General features: G+C 65.1%; 17 protein-coding genes. 9 read left to right on the top strand and 8 right to left on the bottom strand.

What is annotated here, in order from left to right; translation table 11 throughout:
• Positions 1-47: 47 nt before the first annotated feature.
• The 3 genes from B7Z66_07105 to B7Z66_07095 are packed head-to-tail and all read right to left on the bottom strand — an operon-like array spanning position 48 to position 2,617.
• Positions 48-677, bottom strand: a complete 630-nt coding sequence (locus B7Z66_07105; protein ID OYV76838.1) for an aromatic acid decarboxylase — start codon at positions 675-677, stop codon at positions 48-50.
• Positions 674-2,068: a UDP-N-acetylmuramate:L-alanyl-gamma-D-glutamyl-meso-diaminopimelate ligase gene (locus B7Z66_07100; GenBank protein OYV76837.1), complete on the bottom strand. Its 1,395-nt coding sequence runs from the start codon at positions 2,066-2,068 to the stop codon at positions 674-676. Before B7Z66_07100 ends, B7Z66_07105 begins: the two co-directional genes overlap by 4 nt.
• Before the next feature lie 57 nt (positions 2,069-2,125).
• Entirely contained in the window at positions 2,126-2,617 is a 492-nt protein-coding gene (locus B7Z66_07095; protein ID OYV76836.1) for a hypothetical protein, read from the bottom strand.
• A 179-nt stretch (positions 2,618-2,796) separates the two neighbouring features.
• Here B7Z66_07095 and B7Z66_07090 point away from each other — a divergent pair, with 179 nt between their 5' ends.
• The 5 genes from B7Z66_07090 (at position 2,797) to B7Z66_07070 (ending at position 9,765) form a co-directional block, all read left to right on the top strand.
• Positions 2,797-4,011 (top strand): SAM-dependent methyltransferase, encoded by a 1,215-nt coding sequence (locus B7Z66_07090; GenBank protein OYV76835.1) that lies wholly within the window; start codon positions 2,797-2,799, stop codon positions 4,009-4,011.
• A gap of 154 nt (positions 4,012-4,165) precedes the next feature.
• Positions 4,166-6,556, top strand: a complete 2,391-nt coding sequence (locus B7Z66_07085; protein OYV76834.1) for a hypothetical protein — start codon at positions 4,166-4,168, stop codon at positions 6,554-6,556.
• A gap of 7 nt (positions 6,557-6,563) precedes the next feature.
• Positions 6,564-7,871: a molecular chaperone SurA gene (locus tag B7Z66_07080; protein OYV76833.1), complete on the top strand. Its 1,308-nt coding sequence runs from the start codon at positions 6,564-6,566 to the stop codon at positions 7,869-7,871.
• An 18-nt stretch (positions 7,872-7,889) separates the two neighbouring features.
• Positions 7,890-8,990, top strand: coding sequence for a 4-hydroxythreonine-4-phosphate dehydrogenase PdxA (locus B7Z66_07075; GenBank protein OYV76832.1), 1,101 nt, complete (start codon positions 7,890-7,892; stop codon positions 8,988-8,990).
• Positions 8,971-9,765 (top strand): 16S rRNA (adenine(1518)-N(6)/adenine(1519)-N(6))-dimethyltransferase, encoded by a 795-nt coding sequence (locus B7Z66_07070; GenBank protein ID OYV76831.1) that lies wholly within the window; start codon positions 8,971-8,973, stop codon positions 9,763-9,765. Before B7Z66_07075 ends, B7Z66_07070 begins: the two co-directional genes overlap by 20 nt.
• Positions 9,766-10,087: 322 nt before the next feature.
• Here B7Z66_07070 and B7Z66_07065 read toward each other — a convergent pair whose 3' ends face one another.
• Positions 10,088-10,270 (bottom strand): hypothetical protein, encoded by a 183-nt coding sequence (locus B7Z66_07065; protein ID OYV76830.1) that lies wholly within the window; start codon positions 10,268-10,270, stop codon positions 10,088-10,090.
• 316 nt (positions 10,271-10,586) lie between these two features.
• On the opposite strand from B7Z66_07065, the gene B7Z66_07060 reads away from it, so the two are divergent.
• Entirely contained in the window at positions 10,587-11,342 is a 756-nt protein-coding gene (locus B7Z66_07060) for a 6-phosphogluconolactonase (protein ID OYV76829.1), read from the top strand.
• Complete coding sequence (locus B7Z66_07055; protein OYV76828.1) at positions 11,339-12,340, top strand: glucokinase; 1,002 nt, start codon at positions 11,339-11,341, stop codon at positions 12,338-12,340. The genes B7Z66_07060 and B7Z66_07055 overlap by 4 nt, the downstream gene beginning before the upstream one ends.
• 3 nt (positions 12,341-12,343) lie before the next feature.
• On the opposite strand, the gene B7Z66_07050 is transcribed toward B7Z66_07055, so the two are convergent.
• The gene (locus B7Z66_07050) at positions 12,344-13,792 is read right to left on the bottom strand and encodes a hypothetical protein (protein OYV76827.1); all 1,449 of its coding nucleotides are present in this window, start codon (positions 13,790-13,792) and stop codon (positions 12,344-12,346) included.
• A gap of 229 nt (positions 13,793-14,021) precedes the next feature.
• On the opposite strand from B7Z66_07050, the gene B7Z66_07045 reads away from it, so the two are divergent.
• Together B7Z66_07045 and B7Z66_07040 are read left to right on the top strand one after the other, a co-directional pair.
• Positions 14,022-14,405 (top strand): Co2+/Mg2+ efflux protein ApaG, encoded by a 384-nt coding sequence (locus B7Z66_07045; GenBank protein ID OYV76826.1) that lies wholly within the window; start codon positions 14,022-14,024, stop codon positions 14,403-14,405.
• A 183-nt stretch (positions 14,406-14,588) separates the two neighbouring features.
• The gene (locus B7Z66_07040) at positions 14,589-15,413 is read left to right on the top strand and encodes a bis(5'-nucleosyl)-tetraphosphatase (symmetrical) (protein OYV76862.1); all 825 of its coding nucleotides are present in this window, start codon (positions 14,589-14,591) and stop codon (positions 15,411-15,413) included.
• A 47-nt stretch (positions 15,414-15,460) separates the two neighbouring features.
• Here B7Z66_07040 and B7Z66_07035 read toward each other — a convergent pair whose 3' ends face one another.
• The 3 genes from B7Z66_07035 to B7Z66_07025 form a co-directional block, all read right to left on the bottom strand.
• Complete coding sequence (locus B7Z66_07035) at positions 15,461-15,670, bottom strand: hypothetical protein (protein OYV76825.1); 210 nt, start codon at positions 15,668-15,670, stop codon at positions 15,461-15,463.
• An 89-nt stretch (positions 15,671-15,759) separates the two neighbouring features.
• Complete coding sequence (locus B7Z66_07030) at positions 15,760-16,263, bottom strand: dihydrofolate reductase (protein ID OYV76824.1); 504 nt, start codon at positions 16,261-16,263, stop codon at positions 15,760-15,762.
• 54 nt (positions 16,264-16,317) lie between these two features.
• Positions 16,318-17,112 carry a thymidylate synthase gene (locus tag B7Z66_07025; GenBank protein OYV76823.1) on the bottom strand — a complete coding sequence of 265 codons (795 nt, stop codon included), beginning with the start codon at positions 17,110-17,112 and terminating at the stop codon, positions 16,318-16,320.
• Positions 17,113-17,176 lie beyond the last annotated feature (64 nt).

Here is a 17,176-nt window from a genome sequence, read left to right as displayed (position 1 = left end):
AAGTTTAGGGCTGGGCAGCGCTATCGGCACCATAGCGACACAAACGGCTAGGGCCCTTCCCCCCAGCGGGGCACAAGATCGCACTCAACCTCGAGGTGATCGAGGATCCGGGCTACCACAAAATCCACCAGGTCTGAGATCTCCCGCGGCTTATGGTAGAACCCCGGATTGGCGGGAAGAATGACCGCGCCGGCACGCGCCAGACGTAACATGTTTTCCAGGTGGATCACCGAGAACGGTGTTTCACGCGGCACCAGGATCAGCTTGCGCCGCTCCTTCAACACCACATCTGCGGCGCGTTCGATCAGATTGTCGCTGGCACCGCAGGCGATCGCCGCGAGGGTCCCGGTGGTGCACGGGCACACCACCATGGCCCGCGGGGCGCCACCGCCGCTAGCCACCGGGGCGGTCCACTGGTCGAGGCCCAGGACCGAGAGTTGTCCGGGTTCCGCGCCGTAGCGCGCGGCGAGCCGCCGCTCCATCTCCCCGGGCCGTTTCGGAAGTTTCAGATCGGTCTCCATGCCGACCACGATCTGCCCCGGGGTGGAAACCATCAGATATACCCGGCGTCCGGCGTTCAGCAAACACTCCAGCAGGCGCAGGCCATAGACCGCACCGGACGCGCCGGTCATGGCGATCGCGATGGTCCCGGCGCGCGATTGTGGGGTCTGGTTCATGGTACCGCCGACGGGGCGCGCGTGGCACCCAGTCCCCGCAACAATCGCTCGTGGATCCCGCCGAACGCGCCGTTGCTCATCACCACCACATGGTCCCCCGGCCGCGCATCCGCGACAATGCGATCCACAATCGCCTGCACTTCACCCAATACCGCGGCTCGGGGGCCCATCCGGGCCGCGACGGGCTGGAGATCCCAGGTCAGATCCGGGGGCCTATAGAGCAACACTTGGTCGGCGTCCGCCACCGCTGGTGCCAACCGTTCCCGGTGCACGCCCATGCGCAGGGTGTTGGAGCGCAGCTCCAACACCACGATGACCCGCGCACGTCCCACATGGCGCCGTAGGCCCTGGAGGGTGGTGGCGATCGCGGTGGGGTGGTGGGCAAAATCATCATAGACGCGCACCCCGTTCACCTCGCCGCGCAACTCCATGCGTCGGCGGATCCCCTGGAACGATGCCAGGTGCCGCGCAGCCTCCGCCGGCACCACCCCAAGCTGCGCCGCAGCCGCCACCGCCGCCAGGGCGTTGCACACGTTATGCCGTCCCAATAGCGGCCACACCACCTCGGCGTCGTGATCCGTTCCGTGCCGGATCCGGAACTGACTCCCATCCGCTGCCACCCCGCACGCCCGCCAAGGCGCAGCGGCGTCATCCTCGTCTTCCAGGGCAAAGCGCTCCACCGGTGTCCAACAACCCCGGTCCAGCACCTCCCGAAGATTGCCGTCGTGGCTGCGGCACAGGATGCGTCCGGTCGCCGGAACCGTGCGGATCAGGTGATGAAACTGGCGCTGGATCGCCGCCAGATCCGGAAAGATGTCGGCGTGGTCAAACTCCAGGTTGTTCAACACCAGGGTCCGGGGCCGGTAATGCACAAACTTGGACCGCTTATCGAAGAAGGCACTGTCGTACTCGTCTGCCTCGACCACAAAGTACCGGCCGCCCCCGATGCGCGCGGAGACCCCGAAGTTGGCCGGCACCCCACCGATCAGGAAACCAGGTTCGAGTCCGCTGCACTCCAGGATCCAGGTCAACAAACTCGCCGTGGTGGTCTTGCCGTGGGTACCCGCCACCGCCAGCACCCCGCGTCCCTGCAGTACATGCTCCGCCAGCCATTGGGGCCCGGAGGTGTACGGGAGCCCGCGATCCAGCAGAGACTCGACGGCGGGGTTGCCGCGGGACAGGGCGTTGCCAACGATCACCAGATCCGGCGCCGGTTCCAAATGCCCGGGATCGTATCCCTCCCGGAGGATCACACCCTGAGCCGCGAGTTGGGTGCTCATGGGAGGATAGACGTTGGCGTCCGACCCCTGCACTTCATGGCCCAAGGCCCGGGCAAGGAGCGCCAGCCCTCCCATGAAAGTCCCACAGATCCCAAGTATGTGGATGCGCATCCGAGTCCTCCGCCGCCCGCCCCGGGATGATAGCGGAAAACACCGGCCCGCGATCGGTCAGCCGCTCACCGGCGCCAGCCAGCCGGCCAACCAATAGGCGAGATAAAAATACACCACGCTGTACACCATCGCCCGGAACAGTCCGACCGACAATGCGTGGCGAAGCACATGGCCGACTACCGCGACGCTCCACCCTCCGATCAGCAGCAAGGCCAACAACGCCAGGGTGGCGTCCGCGTGCATCGCCTGCAGCCGGTCCAGCCACCACAACACCGGCACCTCCAGCACCGACAGCAAGGCGCTGCAGCCGGTCAGGGCGGTCAGGGTCTGGGGAAAACGCTGTGCTACGCGATACCAGACGAGAATCCCGTAGCACAGGGCCATCAACAACCCGGTATCGGCGGCGGTCAACAACAGGGCGGACTGGATATCGGCACCGCGGCTGAGTAACAGCAGATCCACGGTGACATAGGCTGCGACACAACTCGTGATCTGGTCCGCCGCGACCGACAGATCCTGGGGACCGGCGCGGAACCGGCAGATATCCACTAAGGTCCTAAGCACTACACTCCCAAACACCGCGTTCCGAGCCGCCTCAGCGGCGTTTCCTGAGTCCCCGTCGGACACCCAACCACGCAGTATCGCGGTCCGCACGGGCCCGGCGTGGCCCCCTTGACCCTTTCCCAGGGCGAGGAATATCGTAGGAGTCGCGACTGGAGAGCAGTCTAATGGACCTCCGACGGTTGGACAAACAGATCCAGCACGGGCGGTTGGACCTGCATCTCGCGGGTGATGTCTATCAATTTGGGCACGGGCAGCCGCAGGCCCGCTGGATCATACCGGAGCGCAGGACCCTCGTCCGGATCGCGCGCGATCCGGAGTGGGAGCTGGGCGAGACCTACCTCGATGGCCGCTGGGACGCCGGTCCCGGGGGGCCGCTGCACCTCTTGCAGGTGTTGATGGCCAATTTCCCGACGTCCGGCCGCCGCGAACACGGCCGGTTCCTGAAGCCGCTGCGACGCTTGGCCCAGCAGTGGAACCGGGTGCGACGCAGCTACCGCAATGTCGCGCGCCACTACGACCTGGACGAGTGGCTGTTCCGCCAGTTTCTCGATCGTGACCTGCAGTATTCCTGCGCATACTTCTTCACGCCGGATGCCAGCCTGGAGGAAGCACAGCGCGCCAAATGCCATCACCTGATGACCAAACTGCGCCTGGACCCAGGCCAGCGTGTCCTGGACATTGGCAGCGGCTGGGGCGGACTGGCGCTGTTTCTCGCAGAGCACGGCGACGTCGAGGTAACCGGTCTTACGCTGTCCCGGGAACAGCTGCGTGTGGCGCAGGACCGCGCCCGGCGCCGCGGCCTGGAGACGCGCGTGCGATTCCTGCTCGAGGACTACCGGGAACACTCCGGGCGCTACGAACGCGTGGTCAGCGTCGGCATGTTCGAGCACGTGGGCGTGCCCTATCACCGGCGCTTCTTCAAACGAATCACGGAACTCCTCGAGCCAGACGGCGTGGCGGTCGTGCATACCATCGGGCGCAGCGGCCCGTCGGGTTCCACCAACCCTTGGATTCGTCGGCATATCTTTCCGGGCGGCTACATTCCGGCGCTGTCCGAACTCAGCCGCTCCATCGAGCCTAGTGCGCTGCGCCTGTGTGACGTGGAGGTATTGCGGCTGCACTATGCGCTTACCCTGGAGGCTTGGCTGGAACGCTTCGAGACCCACCGCGCGGAGGTCGCCGAGCGCCTCGGTGAACGGTTCTGCCGGATGTGGGAATTCTATCTCGCCGCTTGCGCCGCGTCGTTCCGTTGGCGCGATTTGGTGGTATTCCAGGTTCAGCTCTCCCAACAGCTCAGCGCGGTCCCCCTTACCCGCGACTACCTTTACCGACCTGCGGAACAATCCGCGACCCATGCCTTGCGCCGCGTACACCCCTGAGCGTTTCGACCCGGCGCCTCACGACCCTCCCTGAGGCCGCGGTCCCAAAGGCCGCATGCCGGTTTGAAGACGCGGCCGTTCTGTGACATTTTAGGGGCCGCCAATCAGAACGTGACTCACATTCGTGCGATCCCCATCTCACCGGCTCTCGGTCTTGCTCCTGGCTTGGGCTATTCTTCCGCGCGCCTACGCAACACCTCCGGGGACTGATACCCCGTGGGACTGCGCAGCGGATCTCTCCGGCACCGGCTGGGCGTGCGCCCGGTCCGGCGGCCCAACCAGCCGACCGGTCCCCACCGCCCCGCCGCCCGCCACCGATTCCGGCGGTCATGCCACCGCGGCGCGCGCACCGGGACCCGTCGCGGCCGCGGACACCACGGCCCGGACGCTGCCGGAGTTCCCGCATAACGCTGGGGCCGGCGGCCTGTGCAGCTGGACGCCGACCCGGTGGGTACTCAAACCGTTGCCCGGCCCGCCGGGCACCACCCACCTCAGCGCAGACCAGGTGGAAGTGCGCCAACGCGACGCCTACGCCCTCAACGGCAACGTGGTGATCCAGCGTGATGGGCAGGAACTGATGGCGGATCAGGCGCAGTACGACCGTTCCGACGACACCGCCAACGCCGCCGGCCATGTACTGTTTGCGGATGGTGGACTGACGGTCCGCGGACGCTCCGCACACATGGATTTGGCGAACAACACCGGAGAGGTGGGCCAAGCCCGCTACCAACTCGTGGACCGCCATGCCCACGGCACCGCCAAGACCATCCAAATGGAGAGCCGATACCGGGCGGTAGGCCGGCAGATCACCTATACCACCTGTGATCCCGGGCATAACGACTGGCGCATTAAGGCCACGCGTCTGTACATCAACCGCGCGACCGGGATCGGGGTCGCACACAACGCAACTCTCTCCCTGGCCGGCATGCCGGTGTTCTATTTTCCCTATCTTAGCTTCCCCATCAATGACCAGCGCAAGTCCGGGTTCCTGATACCGAGCGTCGGCAGCTCGAGTAACTCCGGTTTCGAATTCAGCGCACCCTATTATTTCAACATCGCGCCCAACCGCGACGCGACCCTGACCCCACGGATCATGAGCAAACGCGGGTTGCTGCTGGGTGGGGAGTTCCGCTATCTCAACCCAGACAACCATGGCACCCTGAAACTGGCCTATATCCCACGCGACCTCATCCTGGACAAGGCGCGCGGGGCGGTATCGTTCCAGCATCAGCAGAACCCGGCACCCCGATGGAACATCGACCTTAACCTGAACTACGTCTCCGACAAGACCTATCTCACGGACCTGAGCAACAGCCTCACCACGGCGAGCACCTCCTTCCTGGAGCGGCGCGGGGATGTGTCCTACTACGGGGACCACTGGTCGTTGCTCGCCCGGGCCCAGGATTTCCAGACCGTCGACCCGACGTTGCCTGCTGCGAGCCAGCCCTACGCGCGGCTGCCGGAGATCCTGTTACAGGCACGCCAGCCCTTCGGCATATATGGTCTCGACTACGGGGCCAAGGGAGAGATGGACTATTTCAACCGCCCTGACAGCGTGACCGGAGCCAGGATCGACCTGAAACCGACGGTGAGCCTCCCTCTGGGAGGGCGGGCCTTCTTCTTCACGCCGACCACGGCGCTGCGCTACACCGCGTACAGCCTGCAGAACACCGCTCCCGGCATCGATTCGCACCCAATCCGCACCACGCCAATCGCGAGCCTCGATACCGGCTTGTACCTGGACCGGAAACTGCGCTGGTTCGGCACCCAATACCTCCAGACCGTGGAACCACGGCTGTATTACCTCTATGTCCCCTACCGCAACCAGTCCGATATCCCGGTGTTCGACACCGGCGCGCTGGACTTTAATTTTTCCCAGTTGTTCCACGACAACCGGTTCGTCGGCGCTGATCGACAAGGCGACGCCAACCAGCTCACCGCCGCCATATCGACACGGTTTCTGAACCCCGTCACCGGCCAGGAACCGTTCGATGCAATGATCGGTCAGATCTTCTATTTCCAGAATCAACGGGTGACGCTGCCTGGCATACCGGTGGAAACCGGCCGCGCCTCGGACGTAGTCGCACGCGGCTCCACGCAATGGGGACCCAATTGGACCCTGACCGGGGGCCTGCTGTGGAACCCCAATCAGCGGCAATTCGACCGCAGTGAGGTGCGGCTCGGATATCAGGGTAACAATCGATCGGTATTCAACATATCGTATCGTTTTCGCCGCGGCATCCTGGAAGAGACAGACGTCTCCGCCCTATGGCCCATCAGCCAGCGTTGGGCCGTGTTCGGGCGTTGGAATCAATCCCTGCGCGATCACCTGCTGTTGGAAGGGATGGCAGGCGCACAGTACGAGAGTTGCTGCTGGATACTGCAGGTAGTGACCCGCCGTTACGTAAGCACAACCGCCGGAACGCCCAATACCTCGATCATGCTCCAGCTAGAACTTAAGGGCCTGGGCCGCCTGGGCAACCGCGTCGATGCGCTGATGAAACGTGATATCCTAGATTATCAACCCCAACCCACTGGGTGGTAAGGAAACAATGCGGGACCTACGTCGACTGTTCCCTCTCTGGCTGCTGACGGCGTTGCTGCTGCTCCCGCGGCCTGCGGCCGCGACACCGGTACCACAGGATCGGATCGTCGCCATCGTCAATAACGGCGTGATCGTGCGGACCGAACTCGATCAGCGCACGCGGACAATCGAGGCACAGCTCCGACAACAAGGCGTCTCCCTCCCATCCGAGGCGGTACTCCGCCGGCAGGTGCTGGAGCGCATGATCATGGATCGGATTCAGCTCCAACTCGCCGCGCGCAGCGGAATCCATGTGGATAACGACACCTTGAACAACGCCATGCGCAATATCGCGGGGCGCAACCATCTCACCCTGAACCAATTCCGCGATACGCTGGAGCGTGACGGCTACAACTATGACCGCTTCCGTCAGAATATCCGGGAGGAAATCACCATCAGTCGGCTACACCAACGCGAGGTAGCCGATCGGGTGACGGTCACATCCCAGGAAGTGGACAATTTCCTCGCCACCATGAAAAAGCAGGCGGACCGCAACAAGGAATTCCATCTCGCCCATATCCTGATCGCGGTGCCGGAGGCCCCCAGTCCGGAACAAATCGAAACGGCGCGCGCCAAGGCCGAAACGGTACTGAAGCTGCTCAAAGGGGGCGCTGATTTTGAGCAAACCGCCATCGCCATGTCCGACGGGCAGCAGGCTTTGAAGGGGGGGGACCTCGGCTGGCGCAAGGCGGGCCAACTCCCGAGTCTGTTCGCGGAACCCGTGGAGCGGATGAAACCGGGAGAAATCAGCGGACTGATCCGCAGTCCGAGCGGGTTTCACATCATCAAACTCATCGCGGTGCGTGGCGAGCAGCCTCACATCATCACCCAATTTCTGGTGCGCCACATTGTGATCCGCACCGACCAGTTGGTTTCGGACAGCGACGCCCGCAACGAGTTGGAGCAATTGCGTGCCCGCATCCTCGGGGGAGACGACTTCGCCGCGCTGGCCCGCGCCCACTCGCAGGATCCGGCCACCGCACCGAATGGCGGCACGATGGGGTGGCTATCGGCAGACGATGTAGGCCCGCGCGTCACCCAGGTCTTGGAATCCCTCAAGCCCGGAGAGGTCAGCGAACCGTTCCGGACCCAGCTCGGCTGGCAAATCATGCAGGTCGTCCAGCGCCGCCAGCACGACAGCACCGCAGAGTTCCAACGCGCGCGCGCCCGCGAGGTCCTGCGCAAGCGCAAAACCGAGGAGGAACTCGGGCTATGGCTACGCCGGCTGCGGGACGAGTCCTACGTGGTCTACCGCCTGAAAGCGCCGGCGGGGTAGCAGGCGGCACGTACCGGGGTGCTCGGAAACCCAACCGCACCTTGGCCTGATCGGATCACAACCGTGAACCCAGCACCATCCACCCTGCGCATCGCATTAACCCCCGGCGAACCGGCCGGCATCGGCCCGGACTTGTGCGTGCTGGCCGCGGGACGGGCCCGATCCGCGCAACTGGTGGCGGTGGCGGACCCGGGGCTGCTGGAACGCCGCGCGCGGTGCCTCGGGTTGGACCTCCGCCTGGCGACGTTCGATCCCACCCGGGCGCCGGCCCCCCACGAGCCCGGCGTCCTGCCGGTGCTGCCCGTGGCCCTGGCCCACCCCGAGCACTGCGGGCAACTCGATCCTGCGAACGCCTCCTATGTGATCGAAACCCTGCGGCGCGCCGTTCAAGGCTGCGTGGACGGCGACTTCGCGGCGCTGGTCACGGGACCGGTGCATAAGGGGGTGTTGAACGATGCCGGGATCCCGTTCACTGGGCATACCGAATTCCTGGCGGAGTTGACCGGAGGTGATCCTGTCATGCTACTGACGGTGCCAGGCATGCGGGTCGCCCTGGTGACCACCCACCTAGCCCTGCGCCAAGTACCAGACGCCATCACCACCGCACGTCTGGAACGCGTGCTGCGGGTCCTGCACCGGGACCTGACCCGCCGCCTGGGCATCGCAGACCCGCGGATCTTGGTATGCGGGCTGAACCCCCATGCCGGGGAGGGTGGACACCTGGGCCGCGAGGAGATCGAGGTCATCGCACCGACGATCCGGGCGCTCCAGTCCGAAGGGATGGCGTTGGACGGGCCAGTGCCGGCCGATACCGCTTTCACCCCGCCCCGTCTGGCCCAAACGGACACGGTATTGGCCATGTACCACGATCAGGGGCTGTCAGTACTCAAGCACTCGGGTTTCGGACGTGCCGTCAACCTGACCCTGGGACTTCCGATCCTGCGCAGCTCAGTGGACCATGGGACAGCCCTGGACTTGGCCGGGACCGGCCGTGTGGACCTGGGGAGCCTGGAAAACGCGCTGGAAATGGCCATTGCCATGGCGCAGCGCAGCCATGCTGCGCAGGAATCGACACGCCACCCGCGACCACTGTCCGTCGATGCATCCGCCACCCCGTAAGCGTTTCGGTCAGCATTTCCTGCACGATCCCGCCGTCATCCGGCGAATCGTCGACGCGGTGGACCCGCGGCCCGGTGACTGCCTGGTAGAGATCGGCCCCGGCCGCGGTGCTTTGACCCTTCCGATCCTGCACGCCGCGGGGCGGCTGCACGCGGTGGAAATCGACCGGGACGTAGCCTTGCACTTAGCGGCGCACGCCGGCGACCACGGTGAATTGGTGTTGCATCAGGCAGACGCGCTGCGCTTCGACTTTGCGGCACTGGAACCCGGATCAGGCCCTCTGCGGATCGTGGGGAACCTTCCCTACAACATTTCCACGCCCCTGCTGTTCCACCTGTTGAGCATCACAGTGCCAGTGCGGGACCTGCACCTCATGCTGCAGCGGGAAGTGGTGGAACGGATGGCGGCGGCGCCCGGGGAACACGCCTACGGGCGGCTGTCCGTGATGACCCAGTACCGCTGCCGCGTCGAACGGCTGTTCACCATCGGACCCGGCGCGTTCCGGCCCGCCCCCAAGGTGGATTCGGCGTTCGTGCGCTTGGTCCCGTTCCCAACGCCACCGGTGGTGGTGCGGGACGAAGCCCACCTGCGGGCGCTGGTCACCCAGGCATTCAGCCAACGACGCAAGACCCTGCGCAATGCCCTGCACGGGCTGTTGAGCGCGGAACAGATCCGTGCCCTGGGCGTGGACCCGGGGACCCGTCCCGAGCGGCTGGGCCTCGCCGAATTCGCGCGTTTGAGCAACGCCTGCGTCCAGGACCCGGTGGATCGCTAGGCCGAATGGCATCTACTTAGGCGCGTACCGGGGAAAATGGCCATGGCCCCCATTACGGACCAGTCCGTGACGCGTCCGTGGGTGCTTTGGGTTGCAGTGGCTAAACTCAGAACGGTCGAAGACAAGCTTGACGGCTGGAGCATAAGTAAACGCCAATCCCGCCGGGCCGTGATTCACACCTGCCGAAGTCCGTTGCGACCCGCGACCAGTTTCAGCACGCCGTCCTCGACAACGCAGGAGCGGGTACGGAGGTGAAGCGACGGAACAAATTGAGTGGCCTCCCGGCGGGGAGGCGGCGCGGGTCACTGGAGAGACGGGACGATCAGCCCTGACGGTCCGGGCTGACCGCAGTATGCCCGCCGTGGGTGGCGGAAACCGCTACGGGCGCGACCCCTCGGGTCGGACTATGCGCCTGAAGACTGGTGGTCACCACGACACCCAGCCCCACGAACAGGGCCAGCAGCAACATGATGTCCGGCTTACGATGCCGATGCCGATGATACATGGGTCCTCTCCAAGTGAATCGGCCAAGCCCCGCACGGGGCAATCCACAATCCTAGTATGGCGCCAACGGCGCCGGGTACACCGAGACCCGATTCACAGTTAATCTGTTCTGGCGCCGACGCCTCGGGAAAAATGCGTCGGACCACCCGGAAACCGGGCTATCCCGTAATCCCTCCTAGCGGCCCCCGCGCCGGTTTCTTGAACCGGACGCTGCGCCGGGGTATCCCCGGCCACGGGCATCTTCCACCCGGCGCCGCCAGTGGGTATTCTGGTCCCAGGCCCGGCCCACCCACCCGCGGCCAGGGAGCGACGGTTCCATGGACACCCACCTGCACGTTCTGCCCAGCCCGCAAGCCGCCAGTGACGCCGCCGCCCAGCGCTGGGTGGCATTGGCCCGCATCGCCATCACCCGGGATGGCCGCTTCAATGTCGCCCTGTCCGGCGGCGGCACACCACGGCAACTCTATGAACGGCTCGCCCGCCCGCCCCTGCGCGAGGAAGTGGACTGGCACCGGGTCCATCTGTTCTTCGGAGACGAACGCAGCGTCCCTCACGATCATCCCGACAGCAACTACCGCATGGCCCGGGAGACCTTGCTGGAACGGGTCCCAGTCGCTGCGGAGCACGTGCACCCTATCACCGCCCGTGTCGCACGGATCCGGCAGGACGCCTGGGACTACGGCCGACTGCTCTGCCGCGAACTTCCCCTGACCCCCAGCGGGGTCCCGCGTTTCCACGTGATCCTGCTCGGCCTGGGTCCCGATGGCCATGTGGCATCCCTGTTTCCGGGAACCTGCATTCAGCACGAAACGCGGCTTCCGACGGGGGCGGTCTACGTGCCTCGGCTGAAAACTTGGCGGATCAGCCTCACCTACCCGGTGCTCAACCAAGCGGACCACATCCTGCTACTTGCCGAGGGAGAAGGCAAGGCCGACATCGTGGCCCGCGCGCGGCAGCGCGCCGCCACGTCTGACCTTCTACCCATCCAGCGGATCGAGCCGGTGGGTACCATGGAGTGGTTTCTGGATCGCGCAGCGGCGGCGCGACTTCCCACCGGGAACGCGCCGGCATGAAGGTCCTGGCGGGAGACCTGGGCGGCACCAAGACCCTGCTGCTGGTAGCCGATTGTGGACCGGGTACCTGCATTCCACTGCGCGAACAGCGCTACGAGAGTGCCACGTACGAGGGTTTGCTTCCCATGGTAGAGGAGTTTCTGGGGACCCTGGGGCGCGAACGCGTGGGTATCGAACGCGCCTGCTTTGGCGTAGCCGGTCCGGTAGCGCCGGTGTCTCCGGAACGCCAGCGGGCGCGGATCACCAACTTGCCCTGGGAACTGGACACCGCGCAGCTCGCCGGCGACCTGGAACTGAGGCGGGTCCGCCTCATCAACGATTTCCAGGCGGTGGGCTATGGCGTCGAGGCACTGCAGGACGACGACCTGGTGACGCTCCAGCGGGGAGAACCGGTCCACGGCGGGCCCCGGGTGGTCATCGGCGCCGGAACCGGGCTCGGCGAGGGGCTGCTGCTCTGGCACGCGGACCACTACGAGGCGTTGGCCTCGGAGGGCGGCCATGTGGATTTTGCGCCCACGGATGCGGAACAGGATGCAGTACTCGAGGGCCTGCGCCGGGAATATGGGCGAGTCTCCTACGAGCGGGTACTTTCCGGGCCTGGGCTGGTAAACGTGTTCCGGCATCTGCCGTTAGGGGCGGGCGAGACGCCGTCCGCCGCCCTGCAGCAGGCCTTGACGCAAGGAGATCCTGCGGCGGCCATCAGCGAGTTCGCCCAATCCGGCCGAGACGCCATCGCGCAACGCGCCTTGACGTGCTTCATTCGCATCTATGGCGCCCAGTCAGGTAACCTGGCGCTGACCGTGATGGCCACAGGCGGGGTGTTCTTGGCGGGCGGCATCGCAGCGAAGATCCTGCCCCAGTTGCGCGAGGGTCCGTTCCTGGACGCCTTCCTTGACAAGGGACGGATGGGCCCGCTCCTGAAACGGTTCCCGATCCACGTAATCCGCAACCCCCGCGTGGGACTGTTGGGCGCCGCCCTGGCCGCCAGCCGGTTGTAGAGATCAACGCTTGGGATGCAGCGGGATCACATGGTCATTGACGCTGAGGGTGCCGTTGCGGTAGCGCAGCGCCAAGTCACAACGTGCGTCGGTGCACCGCAGCAGCCCCTGGGCCTCCAGACCCTGCATACGCTGTTTGGCCATCAGGCCGGCCAACATGGTCAATCGTGCGTCATCGGCTTCGCCCAGGGTGCCCTGCTGCCGGGCCACAGCCAATTGCGCCCGCGCCTGGTGCGCCAACAGGGACCGCACCAGCACCGGCGGGATCTGAAGGTCAGCACTGCCCTGCAGATGCTGCAGCCAGCCGTTGCCAGCCGCACCCGCATCGTAACCGGTGGCGTCGAATTTCACCTGTCCATGCCCCTGCACGCCCCCGACCGGCGTTTTGAAACTCAAACGCCGGATCTCCACCTCCGGTGAGCGGTGCAACAGGGCCGGGAGCAGGATGCGAAACTGCTCCGCCAACCGCAATTGCAATTGTTTCTGGGTCAGACGGCGGGATCGCAGATCCTGCAATGCCGTCTGGAACTGCACCAAAGCAGCGGCGTCCAGATCCCGGGCCGTGACATCGTACTCGGCCGGCCCGACATCGACACCGCCGAGGGTCATGTGCGCAACGCGGGAATTTACTGCCAAGGTGACCGCGCCGTCGCTCTCCCCACTGGTACTCTGCAAGGTCACGTCGCGCAACACCACCGGCGTCGCGCCGGTCCTGCCGTTGGTCACCGTGAACGCGCCCACATGCAGCGTGGACGAACCTAGCATGAGTCCCGACGCACCCCGCTGCCCGCGTCCAACCAGATGTACGTCCCCGATCTTCACCGCCCCCGCCGCTCCCAGAAACGAGACGCCCACCAGGGTCAGATCCTGCGTGCTGCGGCTGAAGTCTCCGGCCATTTCCACGCGGCCTTGCAGCCCCTTCCACGCCAACGTCCCGGGAAGAATCGCGCCAATGGGCATACGGAACGCAGGTATCCCAATCCGGGTATCGCTAGCACCGGACAAGTGGACCACCGTAACCATGGTGAGGGGCGGGTGGCCACCGGCATCGCGCATCAACGTGCTCATGGTCTGTGGGTTGAGATCCAGCGCGGTGTGGACGACCGCCTGGACCGGCGCCCACCCGGCGGCGCGCCAGTCCCGGAACGGGAACGGACCGTGGTCGATCCGTTGCGCAATATTGAACGTGATTTCGCGGGTCGAAACACCGGCACCCGGTGCCGCTGGCAACCGCCCGGTCGGAATCCTCACAGTCACCGCGACCCGTGCCCGGGAGGAAAACCAGCCCCGGTCATAGGCGCGGATCTGAAATGAAACCGGACCGTTCGCGCTGGCCGCGCGCAGCACGCCGTCATAAGTACGCTCCGCCCGCACCCCCATCCAGTACGGGCTTACGCCCAGCAGGCCGGCAAATACCACTAGGGCCGGGACAAAGATCAACTTTCTAGTCATGGTGCACCTGTCATCACTGGAAAGACCCCCCGGTCCGGCGAATCGGGGGCGCTACCCCAGCACCCCTGCCCGGGGCCGACCAGTCCCCTGGGTACACGGTCGGAGCGCGCCCGTAAGGCCTGCTATCGGCGCCGCAAACCATGGGCTTTAGGGGGCTTTCCACGTTTCCCCAGGGTACCCCGTCGCCTGGGCCCTTGCACGGCCAGTCGCATTCGGTTGAAATAGCGCGATGAACAAGCAGACGGACTACCGGGTGCACGTCGACGTCGAGTCGATCTACATCGAAGAGCAGTCGGCGCCCGCCGATCAGCGCTACGTATTCGCCTACACGGTCACAATCCGCAACCTCGGTGGGGTGCCGGCGCGGCTCATGACCCGCCATTGGATCATCACCGACGCCAACGGCAAGACGCAGGAGGTACGCGGTGAAGGCGTCGTGGGCGAACAACCGTACCTCAAACCCGGGGAAGGCTTCCAGTACACCAGTGGTACCATGATCGAAACCCCGGTGGGCAGTATGCGGGGAAGCTACCAGATGGTGGCGGACGACGGCGCCGAATTCGACGCGGATATCCCCACGTTCACCCTTTCCGTGCCCCGTACTCTGCACTAGGAATCTGTCCGGTTCGGGGCGTTCCGCCCAAAACAGACTCGGGCGCCGCGACACTGGTGACGGCCGGGCGGCACCATCATCGGCCGCACGTCGAAACGGAACCATCCCTGGACCTGCGCGCACCCGGTTGCGATCGGCCACAGGTGCGACGCGCTACACAGACCCATGAGGAGTTACCGCTACGTGGCCACCTACGCCATCGGAGACCTGCAGGGTTGCCATGATGAACTGCAGCGATTGCTGGAGCGGTTGAACTTCGATCCGGCCCGGGACCACCTTTGGTTCACCGGTGACTTGGTAAACCGCGGACCAAAATCGTTGGAAACCCTGCGCCTGGTGCACAACCTGGGCGACCGGGCATTGACGGTGCTAGGCAATCACGACCTGCATCTGCTGGCCCAAGCCGCCGGGCTCCAGGAAAAATCCCACCGGCGCGACACCCTGGCGCCTATCCTCCACGCACCGGACCGCGATGAACTGCTCCACTGGTTGCGCCATCGTCCGCTACTGCACCACGATCCCCAACTCGGCTACACGTTGATCCATGCAGGGCTTCCACCCCAGTGGGGCCTGGAGCAAGCCCAGGCCCGTGCCAGCGAGGCCGAAACCGCGCTACGCGGGCCCGAATATCCGGGCCTGCTGCAGCATCTGTATGGGGATTGGCCGCCACGCTGGAACGATGAACTGGCCGGCTGGGACCGGTTGCGATTCATCATCAATTGCCTGACGCGGTTACGCTACTGCACTGCGGACGGGGAACTGACGCTGCAGGAGAAGGGCCCCCCCGGAACCCAGCCGGCACCCTTTCGGCCGTGGTTCTCCGTAGCGGGCCGTGCCAGCGCCGGGCTGCGCATCGTCTTCGGACACTGGTCAACCCTCGGACCGGTGGCCGAACCCGGGATCTATCCACTGGATACGGGGTGCGTTTGGGGCGGGCGGCTCACCGCCCTGCGCCTGGATGGCAAGCCCCGGTGGATACACCTGCGTTGTGCCGCCGCCGGTGCGTAGCACTAGGTGGCGGCTATCGGCTACTGAAAGGCTGACCGCGCGGCAATTCAGGGTCGTTCCCGGCCCTTCACCGGACAGGTGTTGATCCCCAGAATCGACCAGCCCGGGCACCACCCGGTGGCCGCGGTGCCCAGCGGAATCAATCCCACCAGCCCCCAGTAACGGGCGTTGCCCTTCAGAAAGAACAGCAGGGAGAGTAGTCCCAAACCGACCACAACGCGGACAATCTTGTCGACATTACCAACGTTCTTCTCCATGAGCCACCTCCAGAACGCGCAATCGTGAATCGCCGTGCGCGGTAACCAGCGTCCGTCCCATGGGATGGTACGGGTCCGCCGGACCCGGTTCAAGTAACATCGGAGGCGGCCCCGGTGCGTTCCAGCACCAAAAACGTCATCGGGTGGGGATTGTGTGGATCCGCTGGATGCTCCTCGCGCCCGGTCTCGCGCCAAGCGCCCGGTGCCAAGTCCGGAAACCAAGTGTCACCCTCCACCATGGCATGCACGAGGGTTAGATGGATCCTCTGTGCCCGCGGCAGTGCCTCCCGGTAGAGCTGTGCACCGCCGATCACCATCACCTCCTCACCCTGCGCCGCGGTCAAGGCGTCTTCCAGGGAGCCGGCCACGATACAGCCCGGCGCCAAGCGGGATGGATCTCGGCTAACCACGATGTTACGCCGTCCCGGCAGCGGGCGACCGATCGACGCATAGGTACGCCGCCCCATGATCACCGTTTTACCCAGAGTGACCGCCTTGAAATGCCTCAAGTCTGCGGGCAAATGCCAGGGCAGCCGCTGCCCTACGCCGATCACCCGGTTCTCCGCCATGGCGACTACCAGTGCAAGGATCATGGATACGACGCCGCGGTCAAACCTGGGGCCGGGCAATGAGACACGCGCCCGGCATCACACTGCGACCGGGGCCTTGATCGGCCCGTGGCACCGATAATCCACGAGCTCGAAGTCCTCATATCGGAAGCCGAACAGATCCCGAACCGCGGGGTTCAGGCACATTCTGGGTAACGGATACGATTTGCGGTTCAGTTGCGTCCGCGCCTGATCCATGTGGTTGAGGTAGAGGTGCGCGTCGCCCAGCGTATGAATGAATTCGCCCGGCTGCAGATCGCACACCTGGGCCACCATCAGCGTCAGTAGCGCGTAGGAAGCGATGTTGAACGGCAGCCCAAGAAAAATGTCCGCACTGCGCTGATAGAGTTGGCAGGACAGCCGGCCCTCGGAGACGTAGAATTGGAAAAGCACGTGACAGGGCGGCAGCGCCATGCGTTCCAGCTCGCCCACGTTCCAGGCGCTCACCAGCAAGCGCCGCGAATCCGGGTTGGTGCGGATCTCATCCACCACCGCCCGCATCTGGTCGATACGCCGTCCGTCGGGCGCCGGCCACGAGCGCCACTGGCTACCGTAGACCGGTCCCAGTTCCCCGCGCTCGTCCGCCCACTCATCCCAGATGCTCACCCCGTGCTCGCGCAGATAGCCGATATTGGTATCGCCGCGCAGAAACCACAGCAGTTCGTAGAGGATGGACTTCAGGTGCAACTTCTTGGTGGTTACCGCCGGAAAGCCACGGGCGAGGTCGAAGCGCAACTGGTAGCCGAAGATGCTGAGGGTTCCGGTGCCGGTGCGGTCGCCTTTGCGAACGCCGGTTTCCAGCACATGGCGCATGAGATCGAGATACGGTTGCATATTGCAGTGTCTTCCCGTCTACGAACACCGTGCCGGGCTCGGGATCCGGTTCTGATCAGAACAG

This window comes from Chromatiales bacterium 21-64-14 (genome assembly GCA_002255365.1).
Classification (GTDB): domain Bacteria; phylum Pseudomonadota; class Gammaproteobacteria; order 21-64-14; family 21-64-14; genus 21-64-14.
The sequence above is the reverse complement of the archived record's forward strand: the minus strand, read 5'-3'. Positions and strand labels throughout refer to the sequence as shown.